The 14,446-nt window shown below is 70.9% G+C and carries 3 protein-coding genes; 1 reads left to right on the forward strand and 2 read right to left on the reverse strand.

Annotation, left to right across the window (positions count from 1 at the left end; translation table 11 throughout):
* Window positions 1-217 (reverse strand): hypothetical protein (locus H0X95_RS29280; RefSeq protein WP_196446307.1); only part of this gene is annotated, 217 nt, incomplete at its 3' end.
* Window positions 218-513: 296 nt separating this feature from the next.
* Window positions 514-13,230, reverse strand: coding sequence for an autotransporter-associated beta strand repeat-containing protein (locus H0X95_RS29285; RefSeq protein WP_196446308.1), 12,717 nt, complete (start codon window positions 13,228-13,230; stop codon window positions 514-516).
* Between the two features lie 737 nt (window positions 13,231-13,967).
* On the opposite strand from H0X95_RS29285, the gene H0X95_RS29290 reads away from it, so the two are divergent.
* The gene (locus tag H0X95_RS29290) at window positions 13,968-14,426 is read left to right on the forward strand and encodes a (2Fe-2S)-binding protein (RefSeq protein WP_006498103.1); all 459 of its coding nucleotides are present in this window, start codon (window positions 13,968-13,970) and stop codon (window positions 14,424-14,426) included.
* Window positions 14,427-14,446 lie beyond the last annotated feature (20 nt).

Below are 14,446 nucleotides of genomic sequence, written 5' to 3' on the forward strand. Positions count from 1 at the left end.
CCGTCACCACCCCGTTCCCCCATCCCGCCACGGTGCCGACGAGTTCCCCGGGCGCGGGAGATCCGCCTGCGACGATCACGCCGTCGGATTTGCTGACACTTCCCAGCGGGGAAGCCAGCACCCCCGCCTGGGACACCGAGGCGGCCAGGCTGAACAAAGCCGCGACCGACAAGGCAATGCCTGTCAATTTCACGTTCGCTTTCGCTTTCGTTTTCATGAGAAACCTCATTTCGGTTGGACAACCGCGGAACAGCTCGAGCGATGACGCGTGGACCCTGCCGCCGCGAAGGGGGCGCGAATCGTTCGCGGATTGCCCGATATGGCAAAGCGTTGAAACAGGTCTAAACACGCCGATACAACGGGATACCGGACACCGCGTGACGCACTTCATGAGAATCGATCTGCATCACGAAACTTCTGCAAAACGAATCAACAATCTGACGATCATCGAACGATCGTCAAACGATCGGCCGCTCACGACGATTCCATCGCAAGCGGCCGCCGCCCCTCCCCTCAGAACTTCCACAACAGATTGCCGTACAGCGCGTGGTCGCTGATGCTGCCGCCGATCTGGCCGCTGTAAGACAGCCCGAGCGACAGGTTCTTCGTGATGGCCGCATCGACACCGACCTCGAGCACCGCGGCATCACGCGCGACCGGCACGCCGGTGACGCTGAACGGCGAGCCGCCGCTCGCGAACGACAGCCTCGACGCCGGCTGCGTATTGCCGAACGCGTGCCGCCAGCCGACGGTGCCGAACGCCGTGACCTTGCCCTTCGTCGTGACCGCGACGTCGGTCGAGGCCCGCACGCCGAGTGTCGAGAAGCCGAGGCCCGTCGTATCGGAATCGCCCTGCAGCGCCGCCGCGCCGCCGTTCTCCTTGAAGCCGTCGGTGTGCAGGCTGGCGTACGCGAGCCCGACGAACGGTTCGAGCGCGACGTTACGGAACGCCGTCGAGTAGCCGATCTCGGTGAACACCTGCGTCGCGTTCGCGTCGTAGCTGGCGGTATCGTGATCGGAGAAGCTGCCGAACGACGGATTGCGCTCGCTATGCACGCGGTACCACGACTGCGACACGCCACCGCGCACGTTCCACGCGTTGTACCGGCCGCTCGCGTACAGCGCGATCGTCTCGCCGTTGACCTTCGCCGACTCGTTCTGGTCAGTATTGAGCTGGCTGCGCGACGCACCGCCCGCAATACCGACGCGCCAGTGGCTGCTGACTTCCGCATCCGTGCCGACGACGAAGCCATACAGGTTGCGATCGATCGACGCGACGCCGTCGCCGTCGAACCGGCTATGCGAACCGTACAGCCGGCCCCACACCGCGGGCTTGTACGACTTGGCCGGCGTGCAGCCGTTCTCCGCGGCCATGCGCCGGTCGAGCGCCGCCGAATGATCGTCCGCCGACACCGGTGCCTCGCATCCGCACAGCGCCCCGCCCGGCTGCGAACCGAGCCGCGCACGATCGAGCACCGCATCACGCACGTAGCGGCTATCCGACAACAGCACGCTGCGCGTACTCGGATACAGATCGCCGGCCAGTTGCGTGAACGCGCGGTTCGCGGTCGGCGCATCCGACGTCAGCACCGTGTCGAACAGCGGGTTGCCGGCGCCGAGCGTGCCGACCGCACCCGCCACCGCTTGCCCGTCGGGTGTCGTCGCGACCGACGAGAACGGCGTACCGTTCGGCGTCAGCGACATCAGCACCTGCGCCGGGTTGTACGTGAGCGTCGGCGTGAGGAACGCATACGTCGAGTTCACCGCGCTGAACTGCCCTTGCACGCCCGCACCGGCATTCACGATGGTGTAGAGCTTGCCCGGCTGGTATTGCCCGGTGGCCGCGACGACCTGTACCGATCCACCGTTGAGCGTGGCGGAGCCGGTCACGTCGAGACCGCCGCTCTGTTGCGGCGTGGCGCCGACCTGCAGCGTCGAGCCCGGCTGGAAGGTCGCGTTGCCCGCGACCTTCAGCGGCTGCCCGAGCTGGAGGACCGATGCGGTGCCGCCGCCCGACACGACCAGGCCGCCGATCGTGCCCGTCCCGGTGACGGTCGCGCCGCTGCCGACGGTCACCGGCGAGCTGGCCAGCGAACCGGTGACCGCGAGCGTGCCGCCCGTCACGGTGGTCGGCCCGGACAGCGTGTTGGTCCCGCTCAGCACCTGTGCACCCGTGCCGGCCAGCGTCAGCGGGCCGGTACCCGACAGCGTGCCCGCGAACGAGCTGGTGCCGGCGGTATTGACGGTCAGCGGCGTCGCGCCGAGGTTCACGTTCGAACCCGTCGTGCCCGACAGCGTGCCGATCGACTGCGGTGCGGCCGAACCCGTGAGGTCCAGCGTCGCGCCGCTGCCCGCGAGAATCACCGGGCTCGTCGACGCGAGGCTGCCTGCGCCGGCAAGCGCGAGCATGCTGCCGCTGCCGATCGTCGTGCCGCCGGTGTACGTGTTGGCGCCCGTCAGCGTCTGCGTGCCGCCGCCCTGCACCGCGAAGCCGCCGGTGCCGGCGATCGTGCCGCCGAACGAACCGCCCGTCGGACCGGCCACGGTCAGCGTATTGCCGCCGAGATTCACGGTCGAACCGGCGGCGCCCGACAGCGCGCTCGCCGTCTGCGGTGTCGTGGCCGCGCTGACATCGAGCGTCGCGCCGTTGCCGGCCAACGTCAGCGCGCTGCCCGCCGACAGGCCGCCGCTGCCGGCGACCGCCAGCGTGCTGCCGTTGCCGATCGTCGTGCCGCCCGTGTACGCGTTCGCGCCGCTGAGGGTCGTCGTCGACGGGCCGCTCACCGCCAGGTTGCCGCCACCGGAGATCGGGCCGCTCAGGCCGAGGTTGTTGGCGCCGCCCACCGTCAGCGTCGAACCCGCGCCAAGATTCACCGCGTTGCCGAGCGTCGTGCCCGCGACGCTGGTGCCGAGCGTGCCGCCGTTGCCGCCGACGCTCAGCGTGCCGCTGCCGAGTGCGGTCGGCGTGCCGGCGACCAGCGTGCCGCCGCCGGTGACGTTCGTGCCACCGGTGTAGGTGTTGGCACCCGACAGCGTCGTCGTCGCCGGACCGTTGACCGCGAGCGTGCCGCCACCCGAGATCGCGCCGCCCAGGCCGAGGTTGTTCGCGCCGCCGACCGTCAGCGTCGATCCCGTACCGAGGTTCACCGTGTTGTTCAACGTCGTGCCCGGCGTGCCGGCAGCCAGCGTGCCGCCCGCACCGCTCGCATTCAGCACGCCGGTACCGAGCGCCGTGTTATTCCCCGCGACCAGCGTGCCGCCACCGGTGAGGTTCGTGCCGCCCGAATACGTGTTCGCGCCGGTCAGCGTTTCGGTGCCCGTGCCCGACAACGTGAGGCTGCCGCCCGTGCCGGCGATCGTGCCGCCGTACGTGCCGCTGCCCGACCCGCCGAGCGTCAGGGTGTTGCCGCCGAGGTTCACCGTCGAACCGGCGACACCCGACAACGCGGTCGTCGTTTGCGGCGTCGTCGCACCGCTGACGTCGAAGGTTGCGCCCGCACCGGCCAGGTTCAGCGGGCTGCTGCCGGACAGGCTGCCGCCCGCGCCGATCGCCAGCGTGCCGCTGTTGATCGTCGTCGCGCCGGTGTACGTGTTGGTGCCCGTCAGCGTCTGCGTGCCGCTGCCCGACAGCGTCAACCCGCCCGTGCCGGCGACGGTGCCGCCGTACGTGCCGTTACCGGCGCCGCCCAGCGTCAGCGTGTTGCTGCCCAGGTTCACGGTCGAACCCGACACGCCCGACACTACGCCCGTGGTCTGCGGCGTCGTCGCGGCGCTCAAGTCCAGCGTGGCGCCCGTACCCGACAGATCGACCGCGCTGCCCGCCGATAGGCTGCCGCCCGCGCCGACCGCCAGCGTGCTGCCGTTGCCGATCGTCGTGTTGCCGGTGTACGAGCTGGCGCCGGTCAGCGTCGTCGTCGACGGACCGTTCACCGCGAGATTGCCGCTGCCGACGATCGCGCCGCCCAGGCCCAGATTGTTCGCACCGCCCACCGTCAGCGTCGACCCCGCGCCGAGACCGATCGCGTTGGTCAGCGTCGTGCCGGCCACGCTCGTGCCGAGCGAACCGCCTGCGCCGGTCGTAGTCAGCGCGCCCGTGCCGAGCGCCGAACCGTTGCCCGCGAGCAGCGTGCCGCCGCCGCTCAGGGTCGTGCCGCCCGTGTACGTGTTCGTCCCGTTCAGCGTTTCGGTGCCCGTGCCCGACAGCGTCAGGCTGCCGCCCGTGCCGGCGATCGTGCCGCCGAACGTCCCGTTGGCGGAACCGCCGAGCGTCAGTGCATTGCCGCCGAGGTTCACCGTCGAGCCCGCTACGCCCGACAACGCGCCAGTCGACTGCGGCGTCGTGGCGGCGCTCAGATCGAGCGTCGCCCCTGCACCGGCCAGATCGACCGCACTGCCGCCCGACAGGCTGCCGCTCGCGCCAACCGCCAGCGTGCTGCCGTTGCCGATCGTCGTGTTGCCGGTGTACGAGCTGGCGCCGCTGAGGGTCGTCGTCGACGGGCCGCTCACCGCCAGGTTGCCGCCACCGGAGATCGGGCCGCTCAGGCCGAGGTTGTTGGCGCCGCCCACCGTCAGCGTCGAACCCGCGCCAAGATTCACCGCGTTGCCGAGCGTCGTGCCGGCCACGCTCGTGCCGAGCGTGCCGCCCGCGCCGCTCGTGTTCAGCGCGCCCGAGCCAAGCGCCGAACCGTTGCCCGCGATCAGCGTGCCGCCGCCCGTCAGGCTCGTGCCGCCCGTATACGTGTTCGTCCCGTTCAGCGTCTCGGTGCCCGTGCCGCCCAGTGTCAGGCTGCCGCCCGCACCCGCGATCGTGCCGTCGTAAGTACCACTACCCGAACCGCCGAGCGTCAGGTTGTTGCCGCCGAGGTTCACCGTCGAACCGGCGACACCCGACAGCGTGCCCGTCGTCTGCGGCGTGGTCGCGCCGCTCAGATCGAAGGTTGCGCCCGCACCCGTCAGGCTCACCGGCGTCGTCCCCGACAGGCTGCCGCCCGCGCCGATCGCCAGCGTGCCGCTGTTGATCGTGGTCGCGCCGGTGTACGTATTGCTGCCCGTCAGCGTTTCGGTGCCGGTACCCGACATCGTCACGCCACCGGTGCCGGCGATGTTGCCCGCGTAGGTGCCGCTGGCCGACCCGCCAAGCGTCAGGTTGTTGTTGCCCAGGTTCACCGTCGAGCCGGCCACGCCCGAGATCGCGCCGGTCGATTGCGGCGAGGCGGCGCCGCTCAGGTCGAGCGTCGCGCCGGCCGCCGTCAGGCTGACCGGGCTGCTCGACGACAGGCTGCCGTTGCCGCCGATCGCGAGCGTGCCGCTGTTGATCGTGGTCGCGCCGGTGTACGTGTTGTTGCCCGTCAGCGTTTCGGTGCCGGTGCCCGACAGCGTCAACCCGCCCGTGCCGCCGATCACGCCGCCATACGTGCCGCTGCCTGCGCCGCCGAGCGTCAACGTATTGCCGCCCAGGTTGACGTTCGTGCCCGTGCCGCCGGACAGCGCGCCGCTCGTCTGCGGCGACGTGGCCGCGCTCAGGTCGAGCGTGGCGCCGGTGCCGGACAGGTCGATCGCGCTGCCCGACGACAGGCTGCCGCCCGCGCCGACCGCCAGCGTGCTGCCGCCGCCGATCGTCGTGCTGCCGGTGTAGGTGTTCGCGCCCGACAGCGTCGTCGTCGACGGACCGTTCACCGCGAGGTTGCCGCCGCCCGAGATCGCGCCGCCGAGGCCGAGATCGTTCGCACCGCCGACCGTCAGCGTCGACCCCGCGCCGAGATTCACCGCGTTGCCGAGCGTCGTGCCCGGCGTGCTCGCGGCCAGCGTGCCGCCTGCACCGGTCGTGTTCAGCGCACCGGTGCCGAGCGCCGAGCCGCTGCCCGCGATCAACGTGCCGCCGCCGCTCAGCGTCGTGCCGCCCGTGTACGTGTTGTTGCCGGTCAACGTCTCGGTGCCGGTGCCCGACAACGTGAGGCTGCCGCCCGCGCCGGCGATCGTGCCGCCATACGTGCCGTTGCCCGTGCCGCCGAGCGTCAGGTTGTTGCCGCCGAGGTTCACCGTCGAACCGGCCACGCCCGACAGCGTGCCCGTGGTCTGCGGCGTGGTCGCGCCGCTGACGTCGAAGGTTGCGCCCGTACCGGTCAGGTTCACCGGGCTGCTCGCGGACAGGCTGCCGCCCGCGCCGATCGCGAGCGTGCCGCTGTTGATCGTCGTCGCGCCGGTGTACGTGTTGGTCCCCGTCAGCGTTTCGGTGCCGGTGCCGGACAGCGTCAACCCGCCCGTGCCGCCGACCGTTCCGCCGAACGTGCCGTTGCCCGACCCGCCGAGCGTCAGCGTGTTGCCGCCGAGGTTCACCGCCGAACCCGCCGCGCCCGACAGCGTGCCGGTCGTCTGCGGCGACGTGGCCGCGCTCACGTCCAGCGTCGAGCCCGCGCCGGCCAGATCGATCGCACTGCCCGATGACAGGCTGCCGCCCGCGCCGACCGCCAGTGTGCTGCCGCCGCCAATCGTCGTGTTGCCGGTGTACGAGCTGGCGCCGGTGAGCGTCGTCGTCGACGGGCCGTTCACCGCGAGATTGCCGCTGCCGCTGATCGCGCCGCCGAGGCCGAGATTGTTCGCACCGCCAACCGTCAGTGTCGACCCCGCGCCGAGATTCACCGCGTTGCCGAGCGTCGTGCCGGCCACGCTGGTGCCGAGCGTGCCGCCTGCGCCGCTCGTGTTCAGCGCGCCCGTGCCGAGCGCCGAACCGCTGCCCGCGATCAACGTGCCGCCGCCGTTCAGGGTCGTGCCGCCCGTGTACGTGTTGTTGCCCGTCAGCGTTTCGGTGCCGGTGCCCGACAGCGTCAGGCTGCCGCCCGCACCCGCGATCGTGCCGCCATACGTGCCGTTGCCCGCGCCGCCGAGCGTCAGGTTGTTGCCGCCGAGGTTCACCGTCGAACCCGCGACACCCGACAGCGTGCCCGTCGTCTGCGGCGTGGTCGCGCCGCTGACGTCGAAGGTTGCGCCCGCACCGGCCAGATTTACCGGGCTGCTCGCGGACAGGCCGCCGCCCGCGCCGATCGCGAGCGTGCCGCTGTTGATCGTCGTCGCGCCCGTGTACGTGTTGGTGCCGGTCAGCGTTTCCGTGCCGGTGCCTGCCATCGTCAACCCGCCAGTGCCGCCGATCGTGCCTGCATAGTTACCGTTGCCGGTACCGGCCAGCGTCAGCGTGTTGCCGCCGAGATTCACGTTCGTGCCCGCCACGCCGGACAGCATCCCGCTCGTTTGCGGCGTGGTCGCCGCGCTGATGTCGAGCGCCGCGCCCGTGCCCGCGAGATCGAGCGCGCTGCCTGCCGACAGGCTGCCGCCCGCGCCGACCGCCAGCGTGCTGCCGCCGCCGATCGTCGTGTTGCCGGTATAGGTGTTCACGCCGGTGAGCGTGGTCGTCGACGGGCCGCTGACCGACAGGCCGCCGCTGCCCGAGATCCCGCCGCCGAGCCCGAGATCGTTCGCCCCCCCAACGGTCAGCGTCGCCCCCGCGCCGAGATTCACCGCATTGCCAAGCGTCGTGCCGCCGACGCTCGTGCCGAGCGAGCCGCCCGCGCCCGTCACGTTCAGCGCGCCGGAACCGAGTGCGCTGCCGTTGCCTGCAATGAGCCCGCCGCCGCTCAGCGTCGTGCCGCCGCCGTACGTGTTCGTGCCGCCGAGCGTCGTGGTGCCCGCGCCGGTCTGCGCAAGCGCGCCGCCTCCGGAAATCGTGCCGCTCAGGCCGAGATCGTTCGCGCCGTTCAGCCCGAGCGTCGCGCCCGCGCCGAGCGTGACCGCGTTGCCGAGCGTCGTGCCGTTTACGCTCGCGCTCAGCGTGCCGTTGCCGGTCACGTTCAACGCGCCGGACCCGAGCGCCGTATTGCTGCCCACGCTCAGTCCGCCGCTGCTCAACGTCGTCCCGCCGCCGTAGGTGTTCGCGCCGCCGAGCGTGGTCGTGCCCGAGCCGGACTGCACGACGCCGCCTGCGCCGGAGATCGTGCCGCCCAGGCCGAAGTCGAACGCGCCACCGAGATTCAGCGTCGAACCGATGCCCAGATCGACGGCGTTCGCCAGCAGCAGGTTCGCCGTGCTTGCGCTGAGCGCGCCACCGCTGCCGGTGACGTTGAGCGAACCCGTGCCGAGCGCCGTGTTGTTGCCGACCGACAAGCCGCCGGCACCGAGCGTCGTGCCGCCCGTGTAGAGGTTCGCGCCGGTGAGCGTGGTCGTGCCGCTGCCGGTTTGCGCGAGGCTGCCGCCGCCGACGATGATGCCGCCGAGGCCCAGGTCGTTCGTGCCGCCGAGCGTCAGCGCCGAACCCGTGCCGAGATTGACGGCATTGTTCAGCGTCGTGCCGGCGACGCTCGCGGCCAGCGTGCCGCCTGCGCCGGCGAGGTTCAACGCGCCGGTACCGAGCGCCGCGCCGTTGCCGGCGACCAGCGTGCCGCCGCCCGTCAGGTTCGTGCCGCCCGTGTACGTGTTGATGCCGGTCAGCGTTTCGCTGCCCGTGCCCGACAGCGTCAGGCTGCCGCCTGCCCCCGCGATCGTGCCGCCGAACGTGCCGCTGCCGGCGCCGCCCAGCGTCAGGCCGTTGCCGCCGAGATTCACCGTCGAACCGGCTACGCCCGACAGCGCGCCGATCGCCTGCGGCAGCCCTGCGCCGCTCAGGTCGAAGGTTGCGCCGGCGCCGCCCAGATTCACTGCGCCGCCCGCGGCCAGGCTGCCGCCCGCGCCGATCGCGAGCGTGCCGCTGTTGATCGTCGTGCCGCCGCCGTACGTGTTCGCGCCGGTCAGCGTCTCCGTGCCGGTGCCGGCCATCGTCAGCCCGCCGGCACCGCCGATCGTGCCGCCGAACGTGCCGTTGCCGGAACCGCCGAGCGTCAGGGTGTTGCCGCCGAGATTCACCGCCGAGCCGGCCGCGCCGACCAGCCCGCCCGTCGTCTGCGGCGACGTGGCCGCGCTCAGGTCGAGCGTCGCGCCCGCGCCGGCCAGATCGAACACACTGCCGCCCGACAGCGCGCCGCCCGCGCCGACCGCGAGCGTGCTGCCGTTGCCGATCGTCGTGTTGCCGGTGTAGCTGCCCGCGCCCGTGAGCGTCGTGATCGACGGGCCGGTCACCGACAGATTGCCGCCGCCCGAAATCGCGCCGCCGAGGCCCAGATTGTTCGCACCGCCCACCGTCAGCGTCGCGCCCGCGCCCAGATTCACCGCGTTGCCGAGCACCGTGCCGCCGACGCTCGTGCCGAGCGAACCGCCCGCGCCCGTCACGTTCAGCGCGCCGGAACCGAGTGCGCTGCCGTTGCCGGCGATGAGCCCGCCGCCGCTCAGCGTCGTGCCGCCGGTGAACGTGTTCGCGCCGAGCAGCGTCGTCGTGCCGCTTCCGGTTTGCGCGAGCCCGCCGTCGCCGGCGATCACGCCGCCCAGGCTCAGGTCGGCCGCGCCGTTCAGGCCGAGCGTCGCGCCCGCGCCGAGATTCACCGCGTTGCCGAGCAAGGTACCGGCGACGTTCGTGGCGAGCGTGCCGCCCGTGCCCGCGACCGTCAGCGCGCCCGTGCCGAGCGCCGCGCCGTTGCCGGCGATCAGCCCGCCGCCGGTGAGCGTGGTGCCGCCCGAGAACGTGTTCGCGCCGAGCAGCGTCGTCGTGCCCGTGCCGGTTTGCGCGAGGCCGCCGTTCCCGGCGATCGTGCCGCTCAGGCCGAGATCGTTCGCGCCGTTCAGCCCCAGCGTGACGCCGGTGCCGAGGTTCACCGCGTTGCCGAGCGTCACGCCGGGCACGCTCGCGCCGAGCGAAGCCGAGCCGTTGACGTCGAGTGCGCCGAGACCGAGCGCAGTCCCGCTTCCGACCACCAGGCTGCCGCCCGTCAGCGCGGTGCCGCCCGCATACGTGTTGTTGCCGGTGAGCGCCTGCGAGCCGGTGCCGGCAAGCGTCAGCCCGCCCGCCCCGCCGATGTCGCCCGCGAAGACGCCGCTGCCGCTGCCGGCCAGCGTCAGGTTGTTCGCCCCGAGATCGATCGTCGAACCCGCGACACCCGACAGCGTGCCGATCGACTGCGGCGTGGTCGCGCCGCCGATGTTGAAGTGCGCACCGGCGCCCGTCAGGTTGACGGGGCTCGACGCGGCGAGGCTGCCGCCCGCGCCGATCGCGAGCGTGCCGCTGCCGATCGTGGTGCCGCCGGTGAACGTCTCGGCCGCGGTGAGCGTCGTCGTGCCCGGGCCGTTCACGGACAGGCCGCCGGCACCGGAGATGAGCCCGCTCAGGCCGAGATCGTTCGGGCCGCCAACCGTCAGCGCCGCGCCCGCGCCGAGCTGGATCGCGTTGCCGAGCACGGTGCCGCCGACGGTCGTGCCGAGCGAGCCGCCCGTGCCCGTCACGTTCAACGCCCCCGTGCCCAGTGCGGCGCCGTTGCCGGCGAGGAGTCCGCCGCCGCTCAGCGTCGTGCCGCCCGAGAACGTGTTCGCGCCGCTCAACGTCGTGATGCCCGAGCCGATTTGCGCGAGACCGCCACTCCCGGCGATCACGCCGTTCAGGCCCAGATCGTTCGCGCCGGTCAACGCGAGCGTCGCGCCTGCGCCGAGATTCACCGCGTTGCCCAGCGCGGTGCCGTTCACGCTCGCGCCGAGCGCACCGCCCGTACCGGCGACGTTCAGCGCGCCGCTGCCGAGCGCCGTATTGCTGCCGGCGAGCAGCGTGCCGGCGCTCAGCGTCGTGCCGCCGCCGAAGGTGTTCGCGCCGGACAGCGTCGTCGTCCCCGTGCCGCTCAGCACGAGACCGCCGGTGCCGCCGATCGCGCCGCTCAGGCCGAGGTCGTTCGCGCCGTTCAGCGTCAGCGATGCGCCGTTCAGGTTGATGCCGTTCGCGAGTGCCGCGCCGGCGGCCAGATCCGCGCTCAGCGAACCGCCGAGGCCGCTCACGTTCAACGCGCCGCCGATACCGAGCGCACTGCCGCCTTCGACGATCAGGCTGCCGCCGCCCGTCAGGCTCGCGCCGCCCGTGAACGTGTTCGCGCCGGACAGCGTCGTGGCGCCGGTGCCGCCGAGCGCCAGGCTGCCCGCGCCCGAGATCGCGCCGCTCAGGCCGAGATCGGCTGCGCCGTTCAGGCCGAGCGTCGCGCCCGCGCCCAGGTTGACCGCATTGCCGAGCACGGTGCCGCCGACGTTCGTCGCGAGCGTGCCGCCCGTGCCGGATACGTTCAGCGCGCCCGTGCCGAGCGCCGCGCCGTTGCCGGCGACGAGGCCGCCGCCGCTCAGCGTCGTGCCGCCCGTGAAGGTGTTCGTCCCGAGCAGCGTGGTCGTGCCGGCACCGGTTTGCGCCAGTTGGCCACTCCCGCCGATCACGCCGCCGAGGCTCAGGTCGACCGCGCCGTTCAGGCCGAGCGTCGCGCCCGCGCCAAGATTCACCGCATTGCCGAGCACGGTGCCGCCGACGTTCGTGGCGAGCGTGCCGCCCGTCCCGGATACGTTCAGCGCGCCTGTGCCGAGCGCCGCGCCATTGCCGGCGATCAACCCGCCACCGCTCAGCGCCGTGCCGCCCGAGAACGTGTTCGCGCCGAGCAGCGTCGTCGTGCCCGTGCCGCTTTGCGCAAGGCCGCCGTTACCGGCGATCGTGCCGCCGAGACTCAGGCCGTTCGCCCCGTTCAGGCCGAGCGTGGCGCCTGCATCGAGATTGACCGCATTGCCGAGCACCGTGCCGCCGACGTTCGTCGCGAGCGAGCCGCCCGTGCCGGTCACGTGCAGCGCGCCCGTGCCGAGCGCCGCGCCCGTGCCGGCGACGATCCCGCCGCCGCTCAGCGTCGTGCCGCCCGCGAACGTGTTCGGGCCGAGCAGCGTCGTGATGCCCGGGCCGGTTTGCGCCAGCCCGCCGTTGCCGGCGATCGCGCCGCTCAGCCCGAGACCGGCCGAGCCGTTCAGGCCCAGCGTGACGCCGGTATCGATATTGACCGCGTTGCCGAGCAGCGTGCCGCCGACGCTCGTGCCGAGCGTGCCGCCCGCGCCCGACACGTTCAGCGCGCCGCCGCCGAGCGCGTCGCTCGTGCCGACGAGCAGCCCGCCGCCGCCCGTCAGATTCGTTCCGCCGACGAATGTATTGACGCCGTTCAATGCCAGCGTGCCGGTGCCATGCGCGTTCAGCATGCCGACGCCGCCGATCGAGCCCGACAATGCAAGCCCGTTCGCACCGTCCACCGTCAGGCTGCCGTTCAGCGTCACGTTGTTGAGCAGATTCACGCCGGCCGCGCCGGCCTCGAGCGTGCCGCCGCCGGCGACGATCGTGCCGGTGCCCAGCGCACCCGCGCCGTGGACGATCGCGGTGCCGCCGGTCAGCGACGCGTTCCCCGCCGTCGATGCGCCGGTGATGTCCCACGTGCCGCCCTGCACGGCGAGGTTGTTGAAATTGCCGAACGTATCGATCGCGATGGCGCCGTTCGCCGCACCGCCGGCGGCCGGGTTCAGTTGCAGGTTCAGCGTGTTGTTGCCGCCCACGCCCGCATCGACGCCGAGCCCGACCGACGACCCGGTCTGCGCATTGAACGTGTTCGACGTGCCGAGCGCCGCGCCCAGCGACACGTTGCCCGTGACGGTGCCGGCGTTGGTGAACGTGTTCCCCGCGCCCGGTGTCCCGCTGGGTGCGAGCACCACCGAACCGTTGATCGCGCCGCCGCTCGCGTTGGTGAAGTTGACCTGTGCACCGCCCGACGTGGTCACGACCTGCGCGGTGGGCCCCGCGCTGAAGCCGAGCAGGCCGGTCGTTCCGATCGTGCCGGCGTTCGTGATGTTCGTCGTGCCGCCGATACCGTTGTAGACCGTCAGCGCGGGCCCGTTGAGCAGCGAGCTCGTCGAGCCCATCATCACGCCCGTGCTGGCGTTCGTGACGTTGACCGTGCTCGCCGACGCGATATTGCCGACGACCGTGCCGTTCGACACGAGGCTCAAGCCGGACAACGCGGGGTCGATCCTGCCGTTGTTGGTCAGCGTGACGCCGCTGCCCGTCAGCGACAGCGCGGTGCCGCCGATCAGCGGCACCACGGAGACGGTCGCGCCGGACCCGACGGTCAGGTTGAGATTGTTCGCGCCGTTCGAATAGGTGGTGGTGGCTCCGGTACAACTGACGGTCGTGGTTCCGACGCAGGCGGCCAGTGCATCGGCGGGAACGATCCCGGCGCCGACCAGCGCGACCAGCATGCCGGTCGGCACGAGGAGTTTCGGACGTGCTTCCGCGCGCTTTTTGTTCGAGCCCATGCGCATACGCATAATCACACCTTCCCATAAGAGAATCGACGACACCGGGCATTCCCTCGCCGCATTCAAAATGCCGGAGGTAAATACCGGAATACGCTATTCGATGTTTTTTGGAAAAACACCGTCCCGTCACCAGTCCGAAGCGGATGGCTGGATTAAAAACAAACGAGAATCAATCGGCGAGAATTATTGAATCGGCATATTTTACTTTTAAGCCCCCTTCGTCACCCGGTAAATTTTCCACTAATTAGAAACGATTGTTTTTCATCAAACCAGGGCATTGCCCCGGCGAGCGGCTTTCCTCGCACCTCTGTCTATACAGGCCAACGAGGCCTCCACGCCGAAATCCTGCAGTGACGGGGCCTCCCGCCCGACAATCAAACGCCGGCCCGGTGCCGTCGAACAACCGTGCGTCCCTTGCCCCGCCTGTCGTTTGGTCGGTGCCTGCCGTCCGATCCACGTGTCTCCCGGAGTGATCGCGAGTCAAATATAGGCTCGACTCGCAAACGTTTTCCATGGGGCCGACATTTTTTTGGCAAAACTCAACACTCTTTCATCTTCATTAACTACTTTGCATTCCGGATGAAAGAGATTCTTATTAAATTAATCACGCAAATTATTAAGAAAGGAAAAAAACTCAAATTCCCGGATGCCGACTTTTTACCGGATCTGCTTTAATTGATTCAGATCCGCCGCATTGTGTTTTTGGTCCGCGGGCGATAACGAGGTGTCCAAGGGAGAACTTCACGATGGTGACGTTGAATATCAACGACCGGCCGGCCGAGATCGACGCCGATCCGTCGACGCCGGTGCTCTGGGTGCTGCGCGACAACCTCGGGTTGACCGGCACCAAGTTCGGATGCGGCACCGGCGACTGCGGCGCCTGCACCGTGCATGTCGACGGCCGCCCGGCCCGAAGCTGCACGCTGGCGCTGTCGGCGGTCGGGAATGCGCGCATCACGACGTCCGAACATCTCGCCGACGATGCGGTCGGCAAGGCCGTCCTCGACGCGTGGCTCCGGCACGACGTCGCGCAATGCGGCTACTGCCAGAGCGGCCAGATGATGAGCGCGGCCGGCCTGCTACGCGGCAACAAGGCGCCGACCGACGCCGACATCGACCGCGCGATGGCCGGCAACCTGTGCCGTTGCGCGACTTACCAGCGCATCCGTGCCGCGATTCACGATGCGGCTCGCGCGCTTGCCTGAGCCTGCCGGGAGACTTTGAC

The sequence above is a fragment of the Burkholderia sp. 9779_493 genome (genome assembly GCF_015712215.1).
In the GTDB taxonomy this organism is placed as follows: Bacteria; Pseudomonadota; Gammaproteobacteria; order Burkholderiales; family Burkholderiaceae; genus Burkholderia; species Burkholderia cenocepacia.

What these genes read in the sequence shown, in the direction of transcription:
- H0X95_RS29285 (WP_196446308.1), bottom strand. Translation starts at nt 13,230, where the DNA reads ATGCGTATGCGCATGGGCTCGAACAAAAAGCGCGCGGAAGCACGTCCG.
- H0X95_RS29290 (WP_006498103.1), top strand. Translation starts at nt 13,968, where the DNA reads ATGGTGACGTTGAATATCAACGACCGGCCGGCCGAGATCGACGCCGAT.